This is a genomic window from Mycobacterium sp. IS-1742, from assembly GCF_001500125.1.
In the GTDB taxonomy this organism is placed as follows: domain Bacteria; phylum Actinomycetota; class Actinomycetes; order Mycobacteriales; family Mycobacteriaceae; genus Mycobacterium.
Genome location: NZ_LQIV01000009.1, coordinates 40087 through 64404, shown reverse-complemented (window position 1 = coordinate 64404; position 24318 = coordinate 40087). Strand labels below are relative to the sequence as shown.

The 24318-nt window shown below is 69.3% G+C and carries 25 protein-coding genes and 2 tRNA genes; 18 read left to right on the top strand and 9 right to left on the bottom strand.

The window, feature by feature from the left end:
- Positions 1-50 precede the first annotated feature (50 nt).
- Genes recO through AU196_RS07290 form a run of 3 tightly spaced genes read left to right on the top strand, consistent with a single transcriptional unit; the run spans position 51 to position 2180 of the window.
- On the top strand, positions 51-881 hold the full coding sequence (gene recO / locus AU196_RS07300) for a DNA repair protein RecO (protein ID WP_059094435.1): 831 nt from the start codon (positions 51-53) through the stop codon (positions 879-881).
- A complete protein-coding gene (locus AU196_RS07295) occupies positions 856-1752 on the top strand; it encodes a decaprenyl diphosphate synthase (protein WP_157546113.1) in 897 nt (298 codons plus the stop codon). The genes recO and AU196_RS07295 overlap by 26 nt, the downstream gene beginning before the upstream one ends.
- A complete protein-coding gene (locus AU196_RS07290; RefSeq protein WP_059094433.1) occupies positions 1752-2180 on the top strand; it encodes a hypothetical protein in 429 nt (142 codons plus the stop codon). The genes AU196_RS07295 and AU196_RS07290 overlap by 1 nt, the downstream gene beginning before the upstream one ends.
- On the opposite strand, the gene AU196_RS07285 is transcribed toward AU196_RS07290, so the two are convergent.
- Genes AU196_RS07285 through AU196_RS07270 form a run of 4 tightly spaced genes read right to left on the bottom strand, consistent with a single transcriptional unit; the run spans position 2169 to position 4035 of the window.
- Positions 2169-2564, bottom strand: coding sequence for a Fur family transcriptional regulator (locus tag AU196_RS07285; RefSeq protein ID WP_011560830.1), 396 nt, complete (start codon positions 2562-2564; stop codon positions 2169-2171). The genes AU196_RS07290 and AU196_RS07285 overlap by 12 nt on opposite strands.
- The gene (locus AU196_RS07280) at positions 2561-2938 is read right to left on the bottom strand and encodes an ArsR/SmtB family transcription factor (RefSeq protein ID WP_502687226.1); all 378 of its coding nucleotides are present in this window, start codon (positions 2936-2938) and stop codon (positions 2561-2563) included. The genes AU196_RS07285 and AU196_RS07280 overlap by 4 nt, the downstream gene beginning before the upstream one ends.
- 39 nt (positions 2939-2977) lie before the next feature.
- Positions 2978-3589: a TetR/AcrR family transcriptional regulator gene (locus AU196_RS07275; protein WP_059094431.1), complete on the bottom strand. Its 612-nt coding sequence runs from the start codon at positions 3587-3589 to the stop codon at positions 2978-2980.
- Positions 3586-4035, bottom strand: coding sequence for an ester cyclase (locus AU196_RS07270; protein ID WP_059094475.1), 450 nt, complete (start codon positions 4033-4035; stop codon positions 3586-3588). The genes AU196_RS07275 and AU196_RS07270 overlap by 4 nt, the downstream gene beginning before the upstream one ends.
- A gap of 135 nt (positions 4036-4170) precedes the next feature.
- On the opposite strand from AU196_RS07270, the gene AU196_RS07265 reads away from it, so the two are divergent.
- The gene (locus AU196_RS07265; RefSeq protein WP_059094430.1) at positions 4171-5577 is read left to right on the top strand and encodes a glycine--tRNA ligase; all 1407 of its coding nucleotides are present in this window, start codon (positions 4171-4173) and stop codon (positions 5575-5577) included.
- Positions 5578-5652: 75 nt separating this feature from the next.
- Here AU196_RS07265 and AU196_RS07260 read toward each other — a convergent pair whose 3' ends face one another.
- Positions 5653-7653, bottom strand: a complete 2001-nt coding sequence (locus AU196_RS07260) for a TPM domain-containing protein (RefSeq protein WP_059094429.1) — start codon at positions 7651-7653, stop codon at positions 5653-5655.
- A 72-nt stretch (positions 7654-7725) separates the two neighbouring features.
- Between AU196_RS07260 and AU196_RS07255 the strand changes: the two genes are divergently transcribed.
- The 3 genes from AU196_RS07255 (at position 7726) to AU196_RS07245 (ending at position 11299) form a co-directional block, all read left to right on the top strand.
- Positions 7726-9009, top strand: a complete 1284-nt coding sequence (locus AU196_RS07255) for a deoxyguanosinetriphosphate triphosphohydrolase (RefSeq protein WP_059094428.1) — start codon at positions 7726-7728, stop codon at positions 9007-9009.
- Between the two features lie 4 nt (positions 9010-9013).
- Positions 9014-10936 (top strand): DNA primase, encoded by a 1923-nt coding sequence (gene dnaG, locus AU196_RS07250; RefSeq protein ID WP_059094427.1) that lies wholly within the window; start codon positions 9014-9016, stop codon positions 10934-10936.
- A 69-nt stretch (positions 10937-11005) separates the two neighbouring features.
- A complete protein-coding gene (locus tag AU196_RS07245) occupies positions 11006-11299 on the top strand; it encodes a DUF7155 family protein (protein ID WP_059094426.1) in 294 nt (97 codons plus the stop codon).
- A gap of 12 nt (positions 11300-11311) precedes the next feature.
- Here AU196_RS07245 and AU196_RS07240 read toward each other — a convergent pair whose 3' ends face one another.
- The gene (locus AU196_RS07240; RefSeq protein WP_059094425.1) at positions 11312-11557 is read right to left on the bottom strand and encodes a hypothetical protein; all 246 of its coding nucleotides are present in this window, start codon (positions 11555-11557) and stop codon (positions 11312-11314) included.
- A gap of 149 nt (positions 11558-11706) precedes the next feature.
- Here AU196_RS07240 and AU196_RS07235 point away from each other — a divergent pair.
- Both AU196_RS07235 and AU196_RS07230 read left to right on the top strand, forming a co-directional pair.
- Positions 11707-11779, top strand: a tRNA-Asn gene (locus AU196_RS07235).
- 143 nt (positions 11780-11922) lie between these two features.
- On the top strand, positions 11923-12291 hold the full coding sequence (locus AU196_RS07230) for a hypothetical protein (RefSeq protein WP_059094424.1): 369 nt from the start codon (positions 11923-11925) through the stop codon (positions 12289-12291).
- A 38-nt stretch (positions 12292-12329) separates the two neighbouring features.
- On the opposite strand, the gene AU196_RS07225 is transcribed toward AU196_RS07230, so the two are convergent.
- On the bottom strand, positions 12330-12692 hold the full coding sequence (locus AU196_RS07225; protein WP_059094423.1) for a hypothetical protein: 363 nt from the start codon (positions 12690-12692) through the stop codon (positions 12330-12332).
- A 77-nt stretch (positions 12693-12769) separates the two neighbouring features.
- Between AU196_RS07225 and AU196_RS07220 the strand changes: the two genes are divergently transcribed.
- The gene (locus AU196_RS07220; RefSeq protein WP_059094422.1) at positions 12770-13258 is read left to right on the top strand and encodes an LppP/LprE family lipoprotein; all 489 of its coding nucleotides are present in this window, start codon (positions 12770-12772) and stop codon (positions 13256-13258) included.
- Here AU196_RS07220 and AU196_RS07215 read toward each other — a convergent pair.
- Entirely contained in the window at positions 13255-15192 is a 1938-nt protein-coding gene (locus AU196_RS07215) for an acyl-CoA dehydrogenase family protein (RefSeq protein ID WP_059094421.1), read from the bottom strand. The genes AU196_RS07220 and AU196_RS07215 overlap by 4 nt on opposite strands.
- A gap of 100 nt (positions 15193-15292) precedes the next feature.
- Between AU196_RS07215 and AU196_RS07210 the strand changes: the two genes are divergently transcribed.
- Entirely contained in the window at positions 15293-16030 is a 738-nt protein-coding gene (locus tag AU196_RS07210; RefSeq protein WP_059094420.1) for a VIT1/CCC1 transporter family protein, read from the top strand.
- 96 nt (positions 16031-16126) lie between these two features.
- On the opposite strand, the gene AU196_RS07205 is transcribed toward AU196_RS07210, so the two are convergent.
- Positions 16127-16594 carry a MarR family winged helix-turn-helix transcriptional regulator gene (locus AU196_RS07205; RefSeq protein WP_059094419.1) on the bottom strand — a complete coding sequence of 156 codons (468 nt, stop codon included), beginning with the start codon at positions 16592-16594 and terminating at the stop codon, positions 16127-16129.
- An 81-nt stretch (positions 16595-16675) separates the two neighbouring features.
- Here AU196_RS07205 and AU196_RS07200 point away from each other — a divergent pair, with 81 nt between their 5' ends.
- From AU196_RS07200 to AU196_RS07170, 7 genes are all read left to right on the top strand, one after another.
- Positions 16676-18724: an ABC transporter ATP-binding protein gene (locus AU196_RS07200; protein WP_059094418.1), complete on the top strand. Its 2049-nt coding sequence runs from the start codon at positions 16676-16678 to the stop codon at positions 18722-18724.
- Positions 18721-19563 (top strand): CbiQ family ECF transporter T component, encoded by an 843-nt coding sequence (locus AU196_RS07195; RefSeq protein WP_059094417.1) that lies wholly within the window; start codon positions 18721-18723, stop codon positions 19561-19563. The genes AU196_RS07200 and AU196_RS07195 overlap by 4 nt, the downstream gene beginning before the upstream one ends.
- A 37-nt stretch (positions 19564-19600) precedes the next feature.
- Entirely contained in the window at positions 19601-21118 is a 1518-nt protein-coding gene (locus tag AU196_RS07190) for a TldD/PmbA family protein (RefSeq protein ID WP_059094474.1), read from the top strand.
- A complete protein-coding gene (locus AU196_RS07185) occupies positions 21115-22485 on the top strand; it encodes a TldD/PmbA family protein (protein ID WP_059094416.1) in 1371 nt (456 codons plus the stop codon). Before AU196_RS07190 ends, AU196_RS07185 begins: the two co-directional genes overlap by 4 nt.
- Before the next feature lie 52 nt (positions 22486-22537).
- Entirely contained in the window at positions 22538-23341 is an 804-nt protein-coding gene (locus tag AU196_RS07180; RefSeq protein ID WP_059094473.1) for a carboxymuconolactone decarboxylase family protein, read from the top strand.
- Positions 23338-24087 (top strand): YwaF family protein, encoded by a 750-nt coding sequence (locus AU196_RS07175; RefSeq protein WP_059094472.1) that lies wholly within the window; start codon positions 23338-23340, stop codon positions 24085-24087. The genes AU196_RS07180 and AU196_RS07175 overlap by 4 nt, the downstream gene beginning before the upstream one ends.
- Positions 24065-24141 (top strand) — tRNA-Ile (locus AU196_RS07170). The genes AU196_RS07175 and AU196_RS07170 overlap by 23 nt, the downstream gene beginning before the upstream one ends.
- The last annotated feature ends 177 nt before the right edge of the window (positions 24142-24318 follow it).

The following is a 24318-nucleotide window of genomic DNA, read 5'->3' as shown; positions in this document are numbered from 1 at the left end:
ATCGGCGTTGCCAACCGAGCATTGTCGGACTGTGGTGGAACACTGGTCTGATGCGGCTGTACCGGGACCGCGCCGTCGTGCTGCGCCAACACAAGCTGGGTGAGGCCGACCGGATCGTCACCCTGCTGACCCGCGACCACGGGCTGGTCCGCGCGGTCGCCAAGGGGGTGCGCCGTACCCGCAGCAAGTTCGGAGCGCGGCTGGAACCGTTCGCGCACATCGACGTCCAGCTGCACCCGGGCCGCAACCTGGACATCGTCACGCAGGTGCAGGCGATCGACGCGTTCGCCTCCGACATCGTCAGCGACTACGGCCGCTACACGTCGGCCTGTGCGGTGCTCGAGACGGCCGAGCGCCTCGCCGGTGAGGAGCGCGCCCCGATGCCCGCGTTGCACCGGCTGACGGTCGGTGCGTTGCGCGCGGTCGCCGACGGCAGCCGCCCCCGTGAACTGGTGCTCGACGCGTATCTGTTGCGCGCCATGGGAATCGCTGGCTGGGCGCCGGCGCTGACCGAATGCGCCCGCTGCGCCACCCCCGGCCCGCACCGGGCGTTCCACGTCGCGGCGGGCGGTAGCGTGTGCGTGCACTGCCGGCCGTCGGGGTCGGTGACCCCGCCGCAGGCCGTGCTGGACCTGATGGCCGCGCTGCACGACGGCGACTGGCCGGCCGCCGAGGCGTCGACCCCGTCGCACCGCAGTCAGGCCAGCGGTTTGGTGGCCGCCCATCTGCAGTGGCACCTGGAACGACAGCTGCGGACATTGCCGCTGGTCGAGCGCTTCTACCGCGTCGATCATGCGGTCGCTGATCACCGGGTTTCGCTGTTGCGGCAGGATGTGCACCGTGGTGACGAACCGGGTGACCAGCTCGCGGCGGGGAGCTGAGCGCAAGAAGTCGCAGTTCCCGCAGCTCGACCCACCTGCCGACGACTATCCGACCTTCCCCGACAAGTCGACGTGGCCGGTGGTGTTCCCCGAGCTGCCGCCCAACACCAACGGCCGGTTCGCCCGTCCGCCGCAGCACACCAGCAAGGCCGCCGCACCCAAGATCCCCGCCGACCAGGTACCGCAGCACGTCGCGGTCGTGATGGACGGAAACGGCCGATGGGCGACCCAGCGCGGGCTCGGCCGCACCGAAGGCCACAAGATGGGCGAGGCGGTGCTCATCGACATCACCTGCGGGGCCATCGAGCTCGGCATCAAGCACCTGACGGTGTACGCGTTCTCCACCGAGAACTGGAAGCGCAGCACCGAAGAGGTGCGCTTCCTGATGGGGTTCAACCGCGAGGTGGTCCGCCGCCGCCGGGAGAACCTCAACGACATGGGCGTGCGGATGCGCTGGGTCGGATCCCGGCCGCGGATGTGGCGCAGCGTGAGCAAGGAGTTCGACATCGCCGAGGAGATGACGGTCGACAATGACGTCATCACCATCAACTACTGCGTGAACTACGGCGGGCGCACCGAGATCGTCGAGGCGGCGCGCCAGCTCGCGCAGGAGGCCGTCGACGGCAAGGTGAACCCGAGCCGGATCACCGAGGCCGCCTTCGCCAGGCACCTGCACCGGCCCGACATCCCCGACGTCGACCTGTTCATCCGCACGTCGGGGGAGCAGCGGGCCAGCAACTTCCTGCTGTGGCAGTCCGCCTACGCCGAATACGTCTTCCAGGACAAGCTGTGGCCGGACTACGATCGCCGCGACCTGTGGGCGGCGTGCGAGGAGTACGTCAGCCGCAACCGAAGGTTCGGGCGCGCCTGATGGACCTGCAGCAGCGGTTGGCTGCCGTGCTCGACGGGTTCGTCGACGCGGTGACCGCCGAGGCCGACGGTGCGCTCACGGTGCGCCACGACGGGACCATCGCCTCGCTGCGGGTCGTCACCATCGCCGAAGGCCTGGAACTGGTCTCGCTCACGCAGATCCTGGCGTGGGATCTGCCGCTGGACGCCAAGCTGCGCGCGGCGGTGGCCGAGTTCGCGCACGGCACGCTGCTCGGAACGGTGTCGCTGGCGGCCAAGAGCGGTTCGAAGGAGATCGCCGCCGGCGCGAGGCGTAATTCGAAGAAGACCGCTGATGTGTTGCTGCGCTACAACTTCCCGGCCGCCGGTCTCGCCGACGACGCGCTGCGCACCCTGATCCTGCTGGTGCTCGGCGCCGGGGCCGACATCCGCCGGGCGCTAGCGGGCTGAGCAGTCCCCGCACAGCCCGAAGATCTCGATGGTGTGGCTGACGTCGGAGAATCCGTGTTCGCGGGCGATGTCGGCGGCCCACGTCTCGACCTGACCGCCCTGGATCTCGACGGCGGCGCCGCAGGCGCGGCACACGAGGTGGTGGTGGTGGTCGGCCGAGCAGCGGCGGTAGACCGACTCGCCGGTGTCCGTGCGGAGCACATCGACCAACCCGGACTCCGCCATCGACTGCAGGGTGCGGTACACCGTGGTCAACCCGATGCCCTCGCCGCGACGCTTGAGCGCGTCGTGCAGCTCCTGGGCCGAGCGGAACTCGTCGAGCCCGTCGAGCAGGTCGGCGATGGCCGCCCGCTGGCGGGTGGCGCGGACCGGGGCCGGGCTCACCGAACGTCCTCACCGGCGTGCGCGACGGCGTCGGTGACGATGTGCACGAGGTGGGCGTCGACGAGCCGGTAGAGCACTTCGCGGCCCGACCGCTCGCTGGCCACCACTCCCGCCTGCTTGAGGATGCGCAGATGCTGGCTGACCAGGGGCTGGGGGACCCCCAGCGCGTCGACGAGTTCGTGTACGCAACGCTCCGAATGCCGCAGGTGCAGCACGATCGCGATCCGCACCGGCGCGGCGAGTGCCCGCAGCAGGTCACCGGCGGTGTCGAGCACGTCGCGCGGGGGCAGCTCCGGCAGCGGCGCGCCGCCGTGCTGGTGACCGGCGTCCGACGCCGCGGTGCTGGAAACGATTTTCATTATGGCTGACACCATACATGCATCGAATCGCATGTCAACGGCTGCCGAGCCGGGTCAGGTCGCCTTCCGTGCTGCCTCGACGAGAGCGCTGATCGCGAAGCGCTTGACCTCACGCATCTCGCCGTCCTCGAGTTGAAGCACGTCCCGGCCGACGACCATCGCCTCCGGGCCGATGATGAGCGCGAGGGCTTGGACCAACCTGGTCAGCGTGGCCGGCCGGAACTGATCGCGCGCAGGCTCGATCGCCGCCTCGATCATCGGGAGCCGCCGGTTCTGGCGCCGCGGCGCATCGCCGTCGTCTATTGCGCGCGCGCCGTGTTCGATGGCGTGGGCGAGCATCAGTCTCAGTGCGGTGTCGTTCTGCAGGATGAAATCGTGCATCGCGCCGTCGACCCGTTCGAGCCGGGCGACAGGGTCGGTGGAGTCGACGTCGGCAAGGGCCTCGCGAGGTTGCGGCATCGCGACGTCGAGGGCGGCCTCGCGCATGAGTGCCTCCGCCGAGGGGAAGTAGCGGTACGCGGTGGCGCGGGAGACGAGCGCCTCCTGCGCGACGTCCTCGATGGTGGGTATGCGCCCCTGTTTCATCAGCCGCGCGGCGGCCTGCAGCAGATCCTTGCGGGTGCGCCTGCGCTGATTCGGGCGGCCGATCGCCTCGGTTCCCGTCACGGGGCGTCCGTCGTCGTCTCGCGATCGTCCTGCGGTAGTTGAGCGAGGATGGCGGCCAGATCGATCCAGACGTTCTCGCGGCGGATCCGCCCGTCCGAGGCGAACTCGAGCACGTGCAAGAGGCGGAACTGCAGCGGTCGGTTGCGCCCGTCGACGCCGAACGGGCGCCCGGGCGCCCGGCCGCTCCAGAGTGATTCGTCGACCAGGAAGTTCTCGCCGTAGAGCCGGCGTACCGTGTGGACGCTGCTCTCGGAGAGGTCCTCGAACAACCCCTCGTAGAACGCTCGGGCGTTGTCGGGTCCCAGGGTCGGGCCGGTCGGTGCGCCGACGATGTCGTGTTCGACGTCGTCGGTCAGGGTCGCGAGGACGCCGTCGACATCGTCAGCGGCTTCGTAGCCGAAGTGCTCGTCGAGCATCCGGTCCATCTCTTCACGGGTGAGCGGCATGGCATCCTCCGGCTCCACGTTGATACACATTGTTCATAGTGAGATTCTTGTCTCAAGTCAAGGGGTGAGTCTCACGGTTGCTCGCGCTGACGCGGTGGCGGGGGAGGTCCTGAGCGCCCACTACGCTGTTGGACCGTGGCTCCCTCTTCTTCGATCATCGACACCGTTGCGAACCTGGCGAAACGCCGTGGACTGGTCTACCAATCCGGCGAGATCTACGGCGGCACGAAGTCGGCCTGGGATTACGGACCACTCGGGGTGGAGCTCAAAGAGAACATCAAGCGGCAGTGGTGGAAATCCGTCGTGACGGCTCGAGATGATGTCGTGGGCCTGGACTCCGCCATCATCCTGCCGCGCGAGGTGTGGGTGGCCTCCGGCCACGTCGAGGTGTTCAACGATCCGCTCGTCGAATGCCTGAACTGCCACAAGCGGCACCGTCAGGACCACATGCAGGAGGCCTACGCCTCGAAGAAGAGCACGCGCGACGCGGCCGTGGATCCAGATGAAGTGCCGATGAGCGAGATCACCTGCCCGGACTGCGGCACCAAGGGCCAGTGGACCGAACCGCGCGACTTCAACATGATGCTTAAGACCTACCTCGGCCCGATCGAGACCGAGGACGGGCTGCACTACCTGCGGCCCGAGACCGCCCAGGGCATCTTCGTCAACTTCGCCAACGTGGTGACCACCGCGCGCAAGAAGCCGCCGTTCGGCATCGGCCAGATCGGCAAGAGCTTCCGCAACGAGATCACCCCGGGCAACTTCATCTTCCGGACCCGCGAGTTCGAGCAGATGGAGATGGAGTTCTTCGTCGAACCGTCGACGGCCGCCGAGTGGCACCAGTACTGGATCGACACCCGCCTGCAGTGGTACGTCGACCTCGGCATCGACCGCGACAACCTGCGCCTCTACGAGCATCCGAAGGACAAGTTGTCGCACTACTCGGACCGCACGGTCGACATCGAGTACAAATTCGGCTTCGCCGGCAACCCGTGGGGTGAGCTCGAGGGTGTCGCCAACCGCACCGACTTCGACCTTTCCACGCACGCGAAGCACTCCGGCACCGACCTGTCGTTCTACGACCAGGCCACCGACACCCGGTACACGCCGTACGTGATCGAGCCGGCGGCGGGGCTGACCCGCTCGCTGATGGCGTTCCTCGTCGACGCGTACACCGAGGACGAGGCGCCCAACGCCAAGGGCGGCGTCGACAAGCGCACGGTGTTGCGGCTCGACCCGCGCCTGGCCCCGGTCAAGGCCGCGGTGCTGCCACTGTCCCGCCACGCCGACCTGTCACCCAAGGCGCGTGACCTCGCCGCGGAGCTGCGGAAGAACTGGAATGTCGAGTTCGACGACGCCGGCGCGATCGGCCGGCGCTACCGCCGCCAGGACGAGATCGGCACCCCCTTCTGCATCACCGTCGACTTCGACTCGCTCGAGGATCACGCCGTGACGATCCGCGAGCGCGACACGATGACACAGGACCGCATCGGTCTCGATGCGGTGTCGGACTACCTCGCGGTGCGGCTGAAGGGGTGCTGACTTCCCGCGCGAGCAGACGCAGAATCGCCCTTTTTACAGGGCAAGAGGGCGATTCTGCGTCTGCTCGGCCAGCGACTAGAAGCGGCCCCCGCCGCCGAACATCCCGCCGCCTCCACCGCCGGATCCGCCGAACGAGCCCGGGCCGAAACCGCCGCCGCCGAAGCCGCCTCCGAAACCGCCGCGCATGCCGCCGCTGAGGATGTTGCCGATCAGGATGCCGCCGATCATCGCGCCCATGTTGCCGCCGCCACCGCCCCCGTAGCGTCCCATGTAGGCCTGTTGGGCGTACTGGACGTCGGCGTTGGCGAGCTGTTGGGCCTGGGCGGCCAGCATCGCCGCCCCGTTCGCGTGCGCGATCGCCTCGGAGGGGTTGGTCGTGCGTTTGGCGTCGGCGGCGCTGATCTGGCGGACGGCCTCGGCGAGTCGGGTCCTGGCCTCCGGGCCGATGCTGCCGCGGCGGGTGTCGATGAAATCCGACACCGAGCGCACCCGCGACCGGGCCACGAACAGAGCCTCCTCGAGTGCGCGGTTCAGCCGTTCGGCGGCCTCGCGCTCCTCTTCGACGGTGGCCAGCAGCCGGTCGAGGTCGGCGTCTGCCTTCGTGAGCTGGGTGAAGGCGCCGAGCGGATCGGTCGAACCTGACTGCTGTGCGGTCGCCACGGCCGCCGAGGCGGCGTCCCGCGCGGCCGCGAGTGGGGCGCTCTGCGGCACGTCGCCGCCGGCGAGCAGCTCACCGGCCTGACGTATCCCGGACTGGATGTCCTCGATCACCGTGGGCAGGTGCGCTGCGGCGCGCCGGATGTCGCTGGCGGCGCTGTCCACCGCGTCGAGCAGCGAACCGGCCTGACTCAACGCCGATTCCGCTGCGCGCACGGCGTCGACGAGCTCGCTCTGGCGGCCGGCCACCGGTCGGGCGGCCAGCTCCCGGCCGCGGGTGATGTTCTGGTCGGCGAACGTCAGCAGTTCGGTGGCCGCGTCGACGTTGCCCGCCACCGATGCCAGTGCGGCGGCATCGAATTCGGTGTGCAGGGCGGTCAGTTTCTGCCGGGACGGTTCGATGCGGGCGGTGACGTCGACGACGAGTTGGGTCAGGCCGTCCAGCCGCGACGGTGCGTTGATCACGAGCTCGCGCAGCTGCTCGAACGCCTCGGTCTGCGCGTCGAGTTCGCGGTCGGCCTTCGCGGCGGCGACGATCACCCGGGTCAACAGGTCGCGGCGCTGGGCGGGTGTCTCGGGGATCGCGTCGTCGAGTTGGTGGCGCACGGTGAACGCCTGGGCCAGCGTCTGTTTGGCGTTGTCGACCGCGCGGGTGAACGGTTCGGTGCGCTGGGGACCGAATTCCTCGACGGCCAGTGCGAGTTCGTTGCTGCTGGTGCGCACCGCGTTGTCGACCTCGACCACCATCGATTTCGAGAGTTCGTCGAGGGCGTCCACGGACACCGAGGCCAGGGCGTTCGGATCGCTCGGGTCGACGCGGCGGGCCCGCTCGATCTCGGCGGCGCGGCGTTTGCGGCTGCGCCGCCGGGCCCACACCCAGAGGACTAACACGGCCAGGACGATGACGCCCAGCGCGAACAGCATGCCGCCCCAGGCGATCTGCCTCGGTGCGGCCGCGTTGTTCAGACCGTCGGCGGCGGCGATCGCACCGCCGGCCCAGTCGCTGCCGCGCAGCGCGGGTTCGACCTGGTTGCGCCGGACCTCATCGACGTCCGCGGCGGTCAGATCCGGCACCGTCGACGGCACCTGCAGTGCGTAGGCGCGGTCGACGGTCGCGACCGCCAGCAGCGCGTCGTAGCCCCCGAGATCGCTGATCTGCATGGTGCTGCGCGCCCAGTTCACCGCACCCTGGCCGGAGAAGTCGTCGACGAACACCACCCACAGCCGGACCTTGCGGTCGTTGTAGAGGCGATCGACCGCCTCCTGGACCTGGCCGCGCTGCGCGGCGGTCAACGCGCCCGCCTGGTCGGTGACGTAGCCCGGCAGCCGGAACGGCGGTTCGGCGGAGGTCACCGGCGCCAGGAGGACACCCGCCGTCAGGAGCGTGGCGAGCAGGGCGAGCAGTCGCGTGATGCGCATGGTCGTCAATGTAGTGCCGCACACACCCGACCTTCAGAAGACCGGCGGACCGCCCTGGCAGACTGTGCCTCGGTGAATCCACGACTGCAGGACAGCTACGACGAGTTCGATCGCCAACGCCTGGTGGCCGAACCGGCGAAGAGTGCTGTGCTGCCGGGGGCGGGCACCGAGCACCGCACCGACTTCGCCCGCGACCGGGCCCGCGTGCTGCACTGTGCGGCGCTGCGCCGACTCGCGGACAAGACGCAGGTGGTGGGTCCGCGCGAAGGCGACACACCGCGCACCCGGCTGACCCATTCGCTCGAGGTGGCCCAGATCGGCCGGGGGATGGCCGTCGGCCTGGGCTGTGACCCCGACCTGGTCGATCTCGCCGGTCTCGCCCACGACATCGGACACCCGCCGTACGGCCACAACGGCGAACGCGCGCTCAACGACATCGCCAGGGCGTTCGGGGGGTTCGAGGGCAATGCGCAGAACTTCCGGATCCTCACCCGGCTGGAGCCCAAAGTGGTTGACCCGCATGGTCGCAGCGCCGGGCTGAACCTGACCAGGGCGGCGCTGGACGCGGTCACGAAGTACCCGTGGCAGCGCGGCGACCGCACGAAGTTCGGCTTCTACGGGGGCTTCTCCGGCGACGACACGGCCGCGGCGGACTGGGTGCGCGACGGCGCCCCGGCCGAGCGGCCCTGTCTGGAGGCCCAGGTGATGGACTGGGCCGACGACGTCGCGTACTCCGTGCACGACGTCGAGGACGGTGTCGTGTCCGGCCGGATCGACCTGCGGGTGCTGGCCGACGACGACGCGGCCGCCTCGTTGGCGCGTCTGGGCGCCGAGGCTTTCCCGACGCTGGCGCTCGACGATCTGCTCGCCGCCGCCGAGCGCCTCTCCCAGATGCCGGTGGTGTCCGACGTGGGCAAGTACGACGGCACCCTGGCCGCGTCGGTCGCGCTCAAGCGGATGACCAGCGAACTGGTCGGCCGCTTCGCCAACGCCGCGATCACCGAGACCAGGTCGGTCGCGGGAGGAGGCGCGCTACATCGTTTTGATACCGACCTCGCGGTGCCGACGCTGGTGCGGGCGGAGGTGGCGGTGCTGAAGATGCTGGCCCTGCAGTTCATCATGAGCGACCACGGGCACCTCGGCATCCAGGCCGATCAGCGCACCCGCATCCACGAGGTGGCGCTGATCCTGTGGGGGCAGGCGCCGAGCAGCCTCGATCCGCTGTTGGCCCCTGAATTCGTCGCCGCCGAGGACGACGGCGCCCGGCTGCGCGTGGTGATCGATCAGATCGCGTCCTATACCGAGGGCCGGCTGGAACGAGTGCATGAGGCGCGCTCGCCCAGACCTCTAGACTGAGCGGGTGCCTGGCCGGATCCCTGATCGCGATATCGCGGCGATCCGCGAGAAGGTGCGCATCGAGGACGTCGTCGGCGACTATGTGCAGTTGCGCCGCGCCGGAGCCGATTCGCTCAAGGGGCTGTGCCCGTTCCATGACGAGAAGTCGCCGTCGTTCCACGTCCGCCCCAACCACGGCCACTTCCACTGCTTCGGCTGCGGCGAGGGCGGTGACGTCTACGCGTTCGTCCAGAAGATCGAGCACGTCAACTTCGTCGAATCGGTCGAACTGCTCGCCGACCGGATCGGCTACACCGTCACCTACACCGGCGCCTCGACCACCAACGTGCAGCGCGACCGGGGCAGCCGCAGCAGGCTGCTGGCCGCCAACGCCGCGGCGCAGGAGTTTTACGCGGAGGCGCTGACCTCCGACGAGGCCGCCCCGGCCCGGCAGTACCTCATGGAGCGCAATTTCGACGCCCAGGCGGCCGCCCGATTCGGCTGCGGCTTCGCCCCGTCGGGCTGGGACAGGCTCACCAAACACCTGCTGCGCAAGGGATTCGAGTTCAAGGAGCTCGAGGCCGCCGGGCTCTCCCGAGAGGGCAAACGCGGGCCGATGGACCGTTTCCACCGGCGGTTGCTGTGGCCCATCCGGGCGGCCGGGGGAGAGGTCATCGGATTCGGCGCACGCCGCATCTTCGACGACGATCCGATGGAAGCCAAGTACGTCAACACCCCCGAGACGGTGTTGTACAAGAAGTCCGCGGTGCTGTTCGGCCTCGACCTGGCCAAGCGGGACATCGCCAAATCGCACCGGGCCGTCGTCGTCGAGGGCTATACCGACGTGATGGCCATGCACCTGGCCAACGAGACCACCGCCGTCGCCTCATGCGGCACCGCCTTCGGCGACGGACACCTGGCGCTGCTGCGCCGGCTGATGATGGACGACAACTGGTACCGCGGCGAGTTGATCTTCGTGTTCGACGGTGACGCCGCCGGGCAGGCCGCCGCGCTCAAGGCGTTCGACGGCGATCAGCAGGTGGCGGGCAAGTCGTTCGTCGCGGTCGCCGCAGACGGGATGGATCCCTGCGATCTGCGGCTGAAGTCGGGCGACAACGCGCTGCGCGACCTGGTGGCCCGGCGGATCCCGATGTTCGAGTTCGCGATCCGCAGCCTGATCCCCGACGGCGACGTCCTGGACAACGATCCGGCCGCGCAGGTGGAGGCCCTGCGCCGCTGCGTGCCGCTGGTGTCCCGGATCCGTGACTATGCGCTGCGCGACGAGTACGCGCGCCGGCTGGCGGGCTGGACCGGCTGGGCCGACGAGGCCCAGGTGCTCAACCGGGTGCGCGAAGAGGCCGCCAAACGCGGGATGCCGGACCGGGGCCGTCGGCGCAACGGCGCGGACGCGGCGCCCACCCAGCCGCGGCGCGCCCCGGATGTCGCCGCGCGACCCGATCCCGCCGACCCGACGTTGTGGCCGCAGCGCGAGGCGCTCAAATCGGCGCTGCAGTACCCGGCGCTGGCCGGCCCGGTCTTCGACGCGCTGACCGTCGACAGCTTCACCCATCCCGGCTATCGGGCGGTGCGCACCGCGATCGAGGGGGCGGGCGGCGCGGCCGCCGGGCTCTCGGGTGCGCAATGGATCGAGGTGGTGCGCGAGCAGACCGCCAGCCCGCAGGCGGCCAACCTGGTCAACGAGTTGAGCGTCGAGGCCATCCGGGTCGAGGACGACGACAAGCTGCCCCGTTACATCGGCGGGGTCCTGGCCCGGCTCCAGGAGGTCTGGGTGGGCCGGCAGATCGCCGAGGTGAAGTCGAAACTGCAACGCATGTCGCCGGTGGAGCAGGGCGACGAGTACCACGCGCTGTTCGGCGACCTGGTGGCGATGGAGGCCTACCGCCGCAGCCTGCTCGAACAGGCCAGCGGGGATGACATCACTGCGTGAGTCCGCGTAACGCGATATGGTGGGCGCGCTATACACCCGGTGGGGGAACGGCGAGGGAAGGCAGCACCTGTGGCAACCATGATTCGGATCCGGCGTTCGGTCGCGATCGGCGCGTTCGCTGCGGCGGCGGTGGCCGCCCCGCTGACCGCTGCGCTGTCCACCACCCCCGAGCAGGCCACGCAGGCCGGCCCCGCGTGCCTGGCATGGTTCGGCAACAAGGACGACGGCAAGTGCCTGTCCTACTCGAACGGCAGTCCCGTCGGCGTTTCCACGCCAGGGGTGGCCTTCGGCGGCGCCGGGGTCGGCCTCACCACGGGTCCGCTGCTGCCCGGCACCACCATCAACCAGGGCATCGGCAACTAGGCGCCTCGCGCCTCACTTCTCGGTGGGCGCCTCGGGGCGCAGCACCGTGGTCTGCTCGTCGATCGGCGTCAGCGTCATGAGCTGCGGGTCGGGAGACACCCGTTCGGCGATCTTGCGTCGTGACGTCTCGATAACCGCCCTGGCGGCGGGACTGCTGGTCACCGCGCGGTAGGTGCCCGCGATCTGTTCGTAGCGGCGCCGGCCTGCCTTGGTGCCCATGACATATCCGACGGCCATCACGGCGACGTACCCGATCACGAAGGCCCTTCCACTCGACGGTGCGTGGTCTCCATCCTGCCTCATGACGGGGGGTTCGCGCCGTGCCGGGGAGCGCGTTGGCGAGCGCGCCGGTGCATAGGCTAGAGTCACTCCTCGGTCCGCGCGGAAAGCTCACGCGGACACCGCAGTCCCCTGTAGCTCAATTGGCAGAGCATTCGGCTGTTAACCGAAGGGTTGCTGGTTCGAGTCCAGCCGGGGGAGCTCACGCCGGTGCATCGCATGCACCGCTCGGCCTTTCCCTACACCCAGGTCTGCCCGCCGGTTCACCGTGCTGGGGTTCCAGACGTTTGCGAGGTGGGTACCCGCACGTATCCATATCGCTCCGTCAGGAAGGCAGCACCGAAATGGTTCGTGCAAAAGGCAGCCGGTGGGACGTCGGCAGCAAGGACAACGCGATCACCCTTGAGCGCTTCGATGACGAAGACAAGCGCGTATCCGAAGACGTGTTGGAGGTCGAGGAGGCCCGCGAACTCGCTGCCCTTCTGACGAAGAAGGCGGACGCGCTCGAACAGTCGGGCAAGTCCGACGACAAGGACAAGTCCGACGACAAAGACAAGTCCGACGACAAGGACAAGTCCGACGACAAAGACAAGTCCGACGACAAAGACAAGTCCGACGACAAGGACAAGTCCGACGACGAGGACAAGTCCGACGACAAGGACAAGTCGGACGACAAGGACAAGTCGGACGACAAGGACAAGTCCGACGACTGAGGGAAGCGGGCGCCGCCACGGACGGACGGCGCCCTTCCCTACAGACCGAGCGGAGTCTGCGCCGGTCCGGGACCCTGCCCCTGGCCTCTGCCCGCCTGCTGCTGTTTGGCCGCCTGTGCCAGCGCGCTCATGAGCGGGTTCGCCGCGGCCATCATCTGGCGCCGCTCCTCCTCGGACATCTGGTAGAACGCCCACACGCCCCACGCCGCCGGGCGAACGTAGAGCGTCACCTCCTGACGCTGCCCACCGAACACGGCGGGTACCGGAACCACCCGGTCCAATGTCGCGGCGCTGGCCATCTCCTCGGCCAGCTTCGCCCGGTCCGCCGACTCCTGCAATTCGTAGATCAGCGACTGACCGAGCTTGCTCGGCGGCCCTTGCATCGCCAGGAACCACGCCATCGGCAACTCCTTACATCGAGGTATGTCTGGGTCAGCGTAGGAGATCGCCCCTGGGCTGCGGTGCGTAGGCTCGGCCCATGCGGCTCGTTCTGGCAGTGCTCATGTCCGCAGGTCTTCTCCTCACCGGCTGCGGCTGGAGTCCGCCGGGTGCCGCGCCTCCCAAACCCGACACCTGCACGCCCGCGGACGCGCCGACGCCGGACACCGTCCAGCGGGAGATCAGTGGCACACCGCCCGCTGCACCCGGCGCGAGCTGGACCGAAGTGGCCAACGGCCACACCACCGACTGCCGTCTGTACTGGGTGCAGATCGGTCCGGCCACCGCGGCGCCCGACAGCCCGCAGCAGGTGCTCTTCTTCTCCGGCAATACGCCGTTGGGTCCGGCCACCCCGGAGCCGCGGCCCTACATCTCGGTCCTTCCGACCGGCGAGGACACCGTCACGGTGCAGTACCAGTGGCGCCAGGGTGACGAGGCGCCGTGCTGCCCAACGGGTATCGGCACCGTGCGCTTTCGGATCGGGGCGGACGGCAAGCTCGAGGCCGCCGACCCGATCCCGAACAGCTAGGCCGGTTCGGGCGACAGCAGCTCCTTGGGATCCATCATCGCGGCGTAGCGCAGCTGCTCGGGCACGCCGAAGCCGTCCACCAGCGTCTCTGCGTACGGCCGCAGCGACCGGCAGCGCTCGTTGATGCCCCGGGTGACGGCTTTCGCGCGCTCGGTGGACAGGAAGCGGTGTTCGATGAACCACGCCTTGTCCTCTTCGATCACCGAGAGCGCATACAGATCGCAGACCATGCCGAGAATGCGCTTGGCCTCCTCGTCCGGGCACGCGTCGATTCCGGCGACGAACGCTTCGAGGATGATTCGTTCGATGTGGGCCTGCGCGGTGTGCAGTACGTGGTCCTGCACGGCGTTGAACGCGTCGAAGGCGGACATCTCCTTGGACTTGCTCTGCAGCCGACGGGCCACCGACGACAGCAGGTACTCCTCTCGGTCCTCGAACATCTGCACCTGGGTGCCCCGGTTGAACAGGCTGCCCTCTTCCTCGTTGTCCTGGCGGGTGTCGAGGATGGTCTGCATGATCGTCTCGGCCGCAGTGCGTTTCATCACCCGTGTGCCGACGGTGTTGGCCGCGAAGCGCACCCACTCGACCGGGCTCATGCCCTTGACGTCGTCGGCGTAGGCGGTCAACAGTTCCTTGGCGACCAGCTGGGTCAGCACGTGGTTGTCGCCCTCGAAGGTGGTGAACACGTCGATGTCGCCGCGCAACCCGATGAGCCGGTTCTCGGCGAGGTAGCCGGCGCCGCCGCACGCCTCGCGCGCCTCCTGGATGGCCCGGCTGGCATGCCACGTGTTGGCCGCCTTGAGGCCGGCCGCACGGGCCTCCAGCTCGCGCTGCTCCTCGGCGTCGGGGTTCTCCGCGCTCTGCAGTTCATGGCATTTGGCGACGAGTTCGTTCTGCGCGAACTGCAGCGCGTAGGAGCGGGCGATCAACGGCAGCAGCCTGCGCTGGTGCACGAGGTAGTCCATGATCAGGACTTCGCCGCCGTCGGGTGCGGAGAACTGCTTGCGCTGCAGCGCATACCGGGTCGCGATGTCGAGGGCGACGCGTGCCGCGGCCGCCCCGCTGCCACCGACGGTGACCCGGCCCCGGATCAACGTGCCCAGCATCGTGAAGAAGCGCCGGTTGGGGTTCTCGATGGGGGAGGTGTAGGTGCCGTCCGCGGCGACGTCGCCGTAGCGGTTGAGCAGGTTCTCGCGCGGCACCCGGACGTTGTCGAAGACGATGCGGCCGTTGTCGACACCGGGAAGACCGCCCTTGTAATCGCAGTCCGACGTGGTGACCCCGGGCATGTCGTTGCCGTCCTCGTCACGGATCGGCACGAGCACACAGTGCACGCCGTGGTAGACCGGCTCACCCCCGTCGTGGGTGATCAGTTGCGCGAAAACCGCTGCCATGCGGGCGGTTTGGGCTGCGCCGCCGATGTAGTCCTTGCGGGCGGTCGGGGTGGGGGAGTTCACGACGAACTCCTGGGTGTCCGGATCGTAGGTGGCCGTGGTCTCCAGGGACTGGACGTCGCTGCCGTGGCCGGTCTCGGTCATCGCGAAACAGCCGAGCAGGTCACAGTCGATGATGGCCTTGACATACTGCTCGTGATGGCGTTCGGTGCCCAGGTTCTCCACCGCTCCGCCGAACAGACCCCACTGCACCCCGGCCTTGACCATCAGCGACAGGTCGCTCATCGCCAGCATCTCGATCTGGGTGATGGCGGCGCCGACGTTGCCGTTGCCGCCGTGCTCCTTGGCGAACCCGTCCTCGGCGGCCCCCTCGGCGGCCATGATCCGCAACTGTTCGTTCACCTTCGTGCGGGCGATGACCGTGTTCGGCGTGTAGTGCGGTTTGAAGACCTCGTGAGAGAGCTTCTCGCGCATGTCGTTCTTCACGTCACGCCAGCGGCCGTCGAGGGCGTTTCGCAGATGCTCCGCAGTGGTGGTCATACCTGACGGTAACCCGCTATCCATTCCGCGAAACTGTGATATGACGAACCCAGGTCAGCCTTACGAGAATGTCACGTTCTGGCAGGCGTTCAATGTCTCCATGACGGATTCCCAGCGGCCCGATCCGGTCTCGCCGACGGGCATGCCCCACACAGCCGACCATCAGCACGCCGACGTCTCCGGGGGGTGGTTGCGCGCCGCCACTTTCGGGGCGATGGACGGATTGGTCAGCAACACCGCGCTGATTGCCGGTGTGGCCGCGAGCGCGAACGCGCAGACGGTCGTGCTCAGTGGTGTGGCCGGGCTGCTGGCCGGTGCGTTCTCGATGGCGCTCGGCGAGTACACCTCGGTTCAGACGGCCAACGAACAGATCGACTCCGAGGTCCGCCTGGAGCGACGGTCGTTCCGCAAGCAGCCGCAGGCCGAACAGGACGAGCTGGTCCACATGCTCGTGGAGATGGGGATGAGCGACGAGACCGCGCGCACGGCGTCCGAGGAGATCCATCGCGACGAGAGCCGAGCGCTGAATTTCCACCTCGTCCAGGAACTCGGCGTGCATCCCGAGGAGAAGCCGTCGCCGTGGGTGGCCGCCGGTTCGTCGTTCGTCATGTTCGCGATCGGCGCGATCATCCCGCTCATTCCCTACCTGCTGGGCTACGAGTCGCTGTGGGCTGGATTGCTGTTCGGCGGGATCGGGTTGCTCATCGCCGGCGCCACCGCCGCACGGTTCACCCGGAAACCCATCGCGTTCGCGGGACTCCGCCAACTCGGTCTCGGGGCGATCGCGATCGCGGCCACCTACGCGGTCGGCCTGCTGATCGGCACGACCGTCACGTGACGGTCAGCGCAGAGACGCCGAAAACCCTCTGCGCGAGGAGATCTCGCTGAGACAACCTCGGACGCGGGGGCGGGCGCGACCGAACGGTTCCGTGCGTCAGCTGTCGGTCTGGGCGAGCAGTCGTTTGATGACGTCGACGGCGGCGGCGAGCGTCTTGCGGTCTTCCGGCGAGAGCTGGGCCAACCGCGGGTCGATCGCCGCAGCGCGGTCGATGCGGGCCTGGGCGAGCACCATCCTGCCCTCGTCGGTGATGCGGATCAGCACCGCCCGCGCGTCCAGCGGGTCGGTGGTCCGCGAGACCAGGCCGGCGTCTTCGAGCCTGCGCACCTGCGTGGTCATCGTGGGCTGCGAACAGTGGTCGAGGGTGGCAAGGTCGGAGATGCGCGCCTCGCCCTGATCTTCGATGGTCGACAACAGCCGGGCCTGTGCCCAGGGCAGCGGCAACCGCGTGCGCTGGGTGGCCAACCGGTTGAGCCGGGCGACGACGGCGAGCAGATCGCCGCCGAGGTCTCCGCCGCCCGCCGTGGGGGAACCCTCGGTGGCAGGTGTGGTCATGGGCACCATGATACATAGAAAGGCTATGCAGCTCAGGCTCTCGCCGCCCGGGCACTCAGCCCCTATGGGGTCGACTGGCAGAATCGGGTGATGACCGCGACCCCGACGCCGAGCCAGGCTCGCCGCGCCGGATCGTTGCAGCCCGGGGAACTGGCCCAGGCGTCCGTGATGGCCGCTCTGTGCGCGGCGACGGCGATCATCGCCGTCGTGGTGCCGTTCGCCGCCGCGCTGTCCCTGCTCGGCACCGTTCCGATGGGTTTGCTGGCCTATCGCTACCGCCTGCGGGTGCTGGTGGCCGCCACCGTCGCGGGCGCCACCATCGCGTTCCTGATCGCCGGCATGGGCGGGATGATGTCGGTGATCGACTGCGCCTACATCGGCGGGCTGACCGGCATCGTCAAACGGCGCGGCCGAGGAACGCCCACCGTGTTCGTGGCCGCCCTGGTCGCCGGTACGGCCTTCGGAGCGGCCGCCGTCGCCGCGCTCGCCGTTCTCTCCCGGCTGCGGAACCTGATCTTCGATTCGCTGACCGCCAACGTCAACGGCGTCGCCGCGGTCCTGTCCCGCATCCCCAACATGGAGAGCTCCGCCGAACGGCTCAAACGCGACTTCGCAATCGCGCTTGACTACTGGCCGCTGGTCATCGGCGGGTCCGGGATCCTCAGCATCACCATGGTGACGCTGGTCGGGTGGTGGGCGCTGTCACGGGTCCTCGGCCGCCTCGTCGGCATCCCGGACGTGCACAAACTCGAGGCCGCCGCCGAGAGCGGGTCCGTCGCGCCGGTTCCGACGAACCTGCGCGACGTGCGGTTCCGCTATCCCAACACCGGGCAGGACGCGCTGGGTCCGGTGTCGCTGACGGTCGGGCCCGGAGAGCACGTCGCGGTCACCGGCGCCAACGGATCGGGCAAGACGACGCTGATGCTCGTGCTGGCGGGCCGGGAACCGACCGCGGGCACCGTCGAGCGCCCGGGTGCGGTCGGGTTGGGGCGGCTCGGCGGCACCGCGGTGGTCATGCAGCATCCGGAGAGTCAGGTGCTGGGCACCCGCGTGGCCGACGACGTCGTCTGGGGTCTGCCGCCAGGCACCGAGACCGACGTGCCCCGGCTGTTGTCCGAGGTGGGCCTCGACGGGATGGAGGAGCGCGACACCGGTGGGCTCTCCGGTGGCGAGCTGCAGCGGCTGGCCGTGGCCGCCGCGCTGGCCCGCGAACCGTCGCTGCTCATCGCCGACGAGGTCACCAGCATGGTCGATCAGCAGGGCCGCGACGGTCTCATCCAGGTGCTCTCGGGGCTGACCGAACACCACGACATGTCCCTGGTGCACATCACCCATTACAACGACGAGGCCGGAGTCGCCGACCGCACGATCAACCTCACCGGCAACGGCGGCGCCGCGGACAACACCGAGATGGTCGAGACCGCACAGGCGCCGAGCGGAACCACGCCCGTCGGGCACACCAGCGCCGCGCCGGTCCTCGAACTGACCGGCGTGGGACACGAATACGCCACCGGCACCCCGTGGGCCAAGACCGCGCTCCGCGACATCGAGTTCACCGTGCCCGAGGGCGACGGCCTGCTCATCCACGGCCTCAACGGCTCCGGGAAGTCGACACTGGCCTGGATCATGGCGGGGCTGACCGTTCCGACGACCGGAAGCTGCCTGCTCGACGGCGAACCCGTGTCCGACCAGGTCGGCGCCGTCGCCATCTCGTTCCAGGCCGCGCGCCTGCAGCTGATGCGCAGCCACGTCGGCCGGGAGATCGCCTCGGCGGCGGGGTTCTCCCACCGCGACCACGACCGCGTCCAGCAGGCGCTTGCGACGGTCGGGTTGGACGCGGCCATGGCCGAGCGGCGCATCGACCAGCTCAGCGGCGGGCAGATGCGCCGCGTCGTGCTCGCCGGCCTGCTGGCCCGCAAACCGCGGGCGCTGATCCTCGACGAACCGCTGGCCGGGTTGGACGCGGCCAGTCAACGCGGGCTGCTGCGGCTGGTCACCGACTTGCGGCGCAACGCCGGCCTCACCGTGATCGTCATCTCGCACGACTTCTCCGGGCTCGAGGAACTGTGCCCGCGCACCCTGCATCTGAGCGACGGGCTGCTCGCACCCGCCTCGGCGACCGCGGGCGGCGTGTCGTGACCGCGACCGCCCGCAAGCCGCGCCGGCCGGTGGTGCTGCTGCGCCCGGTGCCGGGGCGCTCGGTCATCCACGATCTGTGGGCGGGCACCAAGCTCATCGCGGTCGCCGCGATCGGGGTGCTGCTCACCTTCTATCCGGGCTGGGTGCCGATCGCCGCGGTCGGGGCGCTGGTGCTCGTGGCGGCGCGGCTGGCGCACATTCCGCGCGGAACGCTGCCGTCCATCCCGGCCTGGTTGTGGGGTCTGCTGTTCCTCGGCGGGCTGACGGCCACGTTCGGTGGCGGGGATCCTGTCGTCGCGTTCGGGTCGGTCGAGGTCGGACTCGGCGGCCTGTTCAACTTCCTGCGCATCACCGCACTGTCGATCGTGCTGCTCGGTCTGGGCGCGATGGTGTCGTGGACGACCAACGTCGCCGAGATCGCCCCCGCGGTGGCCAAACTGGGCCGACCACTGCGGGCGGTCCGGATCCCGATCGACGACTGGGCGGTGGCGATCGCCTTGGCGCTGCGGGCGTTCCCGATGCTCATCGACGAGTTCGCGACGCTGTATGCGGCGCGACGGCTTCGCCCCAAACAGCACCTGTCGAGCCGTAAGGCCCGCCGCAAACGCTGGCTGATCGAGATCGTCGACCTGCTGGCCGCGGCGGTGACGGCCGCGTTGCGCCGCGCCGACGAGATGGGCGATGCGATCACCGCCCGCGGCGGAACGGGTCAGATCTCGGCCGCCCCGTCGGGTCCCAAGGCGCGCGACTGGATCACCCTGGCGATCATCGTCGTGGTGTGCGGCGCCGCGCTCGCCGTGGAATTGACCGTGCTGCCGACGAGTTCGGCGCCCACCTGATCGGTGCCGACAACGGGTCGCCACTACGGTGGAGCGCGTGACAGCGCCCCGACGTGTCGACGCCGACTTCCTCGCCCTGCCACGACAGCTCCTGGCCGACGCCGCGCTGTCGGCCGCCCTGGCGGCCGGGGCCGGCTACGCCGACCTGAGAATTCACGCGATCACCAGTGAACTGGTGCAACTACGCGACGGGGGGTTGGAGACGGCCGTCATCGACCGCGAGATCGGGCTGGCGGTGCGGGTGATCGTCGACGGCACATGGGGGTTCGCCTCACACGCCGAACTCGACCCGGCCGTCGCCGCCGAGACCGCGCGGCGGGCGGTCGCCGTGGCCAGAACGCTGGCGCCGCTCAACGCCGAACGCATCGAGCTCGCACCCGAACCGGTGTACCGCGACGTCACCTGGGTCTCGGACTACCGTGTGGACCCGTTCACGGTGCCGGCCGCCGAGAAGATCGCCGTCCTGGGCGACTACTCCGGACGGTTGCTCGCCGCAGACGGTGTCGACCATGTGTCGGCCGGTCTGCACACCGCCAAGGAGCAGACGTTCTACGCCGACACCTTCGGTTCGTCGATCACCCAGCAGCGGGTACGGGTGTTGCCGACGCTGGACGCCGTCTCCGTCGACACCGCCGCGGGCACGTTCGAGACCATGCGCACGCTGGCCCCGCCGACCGCGCGCGGCTGGGAGGTCGTCGCCGGTGACGAAGTGTGGGACTGGACCGGCGAACTCGCGCAGCTGCCGGCCCTGCTCGCCGAGAAGGTCAAGGCGCCCAGCGTGGCCGCCGGCCCCACCGATCTGGTGATCGACCCCTCCAACCTGTGGCTGACCATCCACGAATCCATCGGCCACGCCACCGAGTACGATCGAGCGATCGGCTACGAGGCCGCCTATGCCGGCACCTCGTTCGCCACCCCCGACAAGCTCGGCACGATGCGATACGGGTCACCGGTGATGAACGTGACCGCCGACCGCACAGTCGAATATGGCCTGGCGTCAATCGGTTTCGACGACGAAGGGGTGCGCGCCCAGAGCTGGGACCTGGTGCGCGACGGCGTCTTCGTCGGCTATCAACTCGACCGGGTCTTCGCTCCCCGCCTCGGCGTGGCGCGGTCCAACGGGTGCTCCTACGCCGATTCGCCGCACCACGTGCCGATCCAGCGGATGGCGAATGTGTCACTGCAGCCGGCGGCCGAGGACGTCAGCACCGACGAGCTCATCGCCCGCGTCGAGGACGGCCTCTACATCGTCGGCGACAAGAGCTGGTCGATCGACATGCAGCGCTACAACTTCCAGTTCACCGGTCAGCGCTTCTTCCGGATCCGCGACGGCCGCCTCGACGGTCAGGTGCGTGACGTGGCGTACCAGGCGACGACGACGGACTTCTGGGGTGCGCTCGAGGCGGTCGGCGGGCCGTCGACGTGGCGGCTCGGCGGGGCGTTCAACTGCGGGAAGGCGCAGCCCGGGCAGGTGGCGGCGGTGAGCCACGGCTGCCCGTCGGCGCTCTTCCGGGGGATCACCGTGCTCAACACGCGGGCGGAGGCGGGCCGGTGATCGGGCCGCAGGACGTGGTGGAGGCAGTCCTCGCCGAGGCGGCCCGCCGCGGCCGGGCCGACGAGACGATCGTGCTGGTCACCGACCGTGCCGATGCGTCGCTGCGGTGGGCGGGCAACTCGATGACCACCAACGGTGAATCCTTCAGCCGCAGCACCACGGTCATTTCGATTGTGCGACAAGGCAAGAGCGCGCACGTCGGCTCGGTGCGCTCCAGCGAGGTGGAACCGGCTGCGATCGGCGCGCTGGTGGCGGCGTCGCAGGACGCCGCCGTCGCCGCGCCCGAGGCCCGCGACAGCGCTCCGCCGCTTCCGCCGACCGACACACCGGGCGACTGGGAACTGCCGGTGCCGATGACCGGGGCGGAGGTGTTCGCCGGGGTGGCAGGCAGCCTGGCACGCGGATTCCGCGGCGAGGACGCACTCTACGGGTTCGCCCGCCACGAGCTGGAGACGACGTTCGTCGCGACGTCGACCGGTGTGCGCAGGCGCTACACCCAGCCCACCGGATCGGTGGAGATCAACGCCAAGCGCGGCGGTGCGAGCGCGTGGGCGGGCATCAGCACCCCCGACTTCGTCAACGTCCCAACGGATTCCATGCTCGAGGATCTCGCGATGCGGATCGGCTGGGCCGAGCGCACGGTCGAACTGCCCGCGGGACGCTACGAGACGATCATGCCGCCGTCCACCGTCGCCGACATGATGATCTACCTGACCTGGACCATGGACGGCCGTGGCGCTCAGGAGGGTCGCACCGCCCTGTCGGCGCCCGGCGGCACCCGGGTGGGGGAGAAGCTGACCGACCTGCCGTTGACGCTGTACTCCGACCCCGCCGCACCCGGCCTGGCATGCCTGCCGTTCGTCGCGGCGGCCACATCGTCCGAGCGGATGTCGGTGTTCGACAACGGGATGGACATCGGCCGGGTGGACTGGTTGCACGACGGCGCGGTCAGCGCGCTGGCCTATCCGCGGGCCGCGGCCGCCGAGTTCGGCGAACCGGTCGCGGTGCCGGCCGGGAACCTGCTGATGACCGGCGGTACGGCGGAGCTGGCCGACATGATCGCCGCCACCGAGCGCGGGCTGCTGCTGAGCACGTTGTGGTACATCCGCGAGGTCGACCCGACCGTGCTCCTGCTGACCGGACTGACGCGTGACGGCGTGTACCTCATCGAGGATGGTGAGGTGTCGGCAGCGGTGAACAACTTCCGGTTCAACGAGAGCCCGCTCGATCTGCTGCGACGCGCCACCGAGGCCGGGGTGAGCGAGGTGACTCTGCCGCGGGAATGGGGCGACTGGGCGACCCGCGCGGCGATGCCGACACTGCGGATTCCCGACTTCCACATGTCTTCGGTCAGTCAGGCGCAATAATCCGAAGGTGCCCCTCGACGCCGTCTTCCGCCAGTTGTCCGCTCTGGTCTCGATGTCGTCAGGAGATCAGCGCCTCGACACGGTGATCCGCCTGACGTGTGGGCGGGCGCTGCGGCTGCTTCCGCTTCCGGTCGAGGTCGACCTGTTCGACGGTAAGTCGGACGCCGAATCGGTGGTGGCCGCGTTCGCCGAACAGTTCGCCACCGACGTGACGGGCATCGGGGACAATCAGCGTGCGCGGTTCGCCGCGGTGTTGGGCGACAAGGCGTTTCGTGTGTGCGCTGCCGTGTTCGTCGCGGACTTCGTGCCACGCATGTGCGCGGGTCTCGACTCGCTCGGACTCGGTCGCGGGATCGGTGACACGGTGGACTGGGACCACGGGACCGACCCGTCGCAGGCACTGCTGGGCGAGTTCGTCCCCGCGGTCGCCCGCCTGCGGGCGCTCGACCCGTTGACCACGGAGGTGGTGCGGCTGCGCGGGGCGATCGCGCACAACTGCCGGTTGTGCAAGTCGCTGCGGGAGGAACACGCCCTCGACGCGGGCGGTTCGGAACCGCTGTACGCCGAGATCCAGGATTTCGAACACTCGGAGCGGTTGACCGCGAAGCACAGGGCCGCGTTGCGGTACGTCGACGCGTTGGTGTGGACACCGTCGGCGATCCCGCCCGACGTCGCGCGCGGGGTGCGCGCGTGCTTCTCCGAGGACGAGTCGATCGAGTTGACGCTGGACATCATGCGCAACGCCACCAACAAGATCGCCGTCGCCTTCGGCGCCGACGCACCCCGAGTGGCGTCGGGCACCGAGCGGTACCTGGTGGACGACGACGGGCAGACGGTGTTCGCCGGAGCGCCGTGACAGTCGCCGCGGTACGGCAGTTCGAGGCGTACGGGCCGTCCTACTGGGGCGCGATCGCTCTGTTCGTGGTGGGTGCGGTGACCCTGGTGTGGTTGGGGCGCAGGCAGACTCGAGCGCAGTCACGGCGTTTCGGCCGGGTCGTCGGAGCGCTCACCGCGGTGGTCTACCTAGCGGTGCTGACGTACTCGATGTTCCCGCCGACGATCGAGCGGTCCGTGCCGTTGCGGTTGACCGATCTGGCGACGGTGGCCGCGGCGTGTGCGCTGTGGTCGCAGCGGCAGTGGGCGTTCGCGCTGACGTACTACTGGGGTCTGGTGCTCAGCGCGCAGGCGCTGATCTCGCCGGTGCTGGTCGGCCCCGACTTCCCGCACTACACGTTCCTGGCGTTCTGGGCGATCCACCTGGCGGTCGTGTGGGCGGCGATCTACCTGACGTGGGGGCGGGGGATGCGGCCGGGTTGGCGCAGCCTGCGCCTGGTCGTGGCCGTGACGGCGGTGTGGGCGGCGGTCACGTTCGCGTTCAATCGGATCGCCGGCACCAACTACGGGTTCCTCAACGGCAAGCCGGTGACCGCGAGCCTGCTCGATGTGCTGGGGCCGTGGCCGGTGTACATCGTGTCCGCCACGGTGTTGATCGTCACCGTGTGGGTGCTGATGACCCTGCCGTGGGTGCGGGTGAGCGGCTCCGCGCCGCATGCGACGATGGTGCCGCGTTCGTCGCGCCGGGGCGGTAGCTCAGTCGGTTAGAGCCGTGGACTCATAATCCATTGGTCGCGGGTTCGAGCCCCGCCCGCCCCACCACCTCGCATTTCGAATGCGCCGAAACTGCGCACAGTTCACGTTCAGCCGTGATTTCGCGATCTGGCAGCAGTCTCGACGATGCTGAAGAGGTCTCGATCGGGCCCAAGGACACCCACGCCGCAACGACAGCACTGGTCGACGCCCGCGGTCGGCCCTGCTTGCTGGCCAACGATATGA

What these genes read in the sequence shown, in the direction of transcription:
- recO (WP_059094435.1), top strand. Translation starts at nt 51, where the DNA reads ATGCGGCTGTACCGGGACCGCGCCGTCGTGCTGCGCCAACACAAGCTG.
- AU196_RS07290 (WP_059094433.1), top strand. Translation starts at nt 1,752, where the DNA reads ATGGACCTGCAGCAGCGGTTGGCTGCCGTGCTCGACGGGTTCGTCGAC.
- AU196_RS07280 (WP_502687226.1), bottom strand. Translation starts at nt 2,938, where the DNA reads ATGGTGTCAGCCATAATGAAAATCGTTTCCAGCACCGCGGCGTCGGAC.
- AU196_RS07270 (WP_059094475.1), bottom strand. Translation starts at nt 4,035, where the DNA reads ATGCCGCTCACCCGTGAAGAGATGGACCGGATGCTCGACGAGCACTTC.
- AU196_RS07260 (WP_059094429.1), bottom strand. Translation starts at nt 7,653, where the DNA reads ATGCGCATCACGCGACTGCTCGCCCTGCTCGCCACGCTCCTGACGGCG.
- AU196_RS07230 (WP_059094424.1), top strand. Translation starts at nt 11,923, where the DNA reads ATGGTTCGTGCAAAAGGCAGCCGGTGGGACGTCGGCAGCAAGGACAAC.
- AU196_RS07225 (WP_059094423.1), bottom strand. Translation starts at nt 12,692, where the DNA reads ATGGCGTGGTTCCTGGCGATGCAAGGGCCGCCGAGCAAGCTCGGTCAG.
- AU196_RS07220 (WP_059094422.1), top strand. Translation starts at nt 12,770, where the DNA reads ATGCGGCTCGTTCTGGCAGTGCTCATGTCCGCAGGTCTTCTCCTCACC.
- AU196_RS07215 (WP_059094421.1), bottom strand. Translation starts at nt 15,192, where the DNA reads ATGACCACCACTGCGGAGCATCTGCGAAACGCCCTCGACGGCCGCTGG.
- AU196_RS07210 (WP_059094420.1), top strand. Translation starts at nt 15,293, where the DNA reads ATGACGGATTCCCAGCGGCCCGATCCGGTCTCGCCGACGGGCATGCCC.
- AU196_RS07205 (WP_059094419.1), bottom strand. Translation starts at nt 16,594, where the DNA reads ATGGTGCCCATGACCACACCTGCCACCGAGGGTTCCCCCACGGCGGGC.
- AU196_RS07200 (WP_059094418.1), top strand. Translation starts at nt 16,676, where the DNA reads ATGACCGCGACCCCGACGCCGAGCCAGGCTCGCCGCGCCGGATCGTTG.
- AU196_RS07180 (WP_059094473.1), top strand. Translation starts at nt 22,538, where the DNA reads ATGTCGTCAGGAGATCAGCGCCTCGACACGGTGATCCGCCTGACGTGT.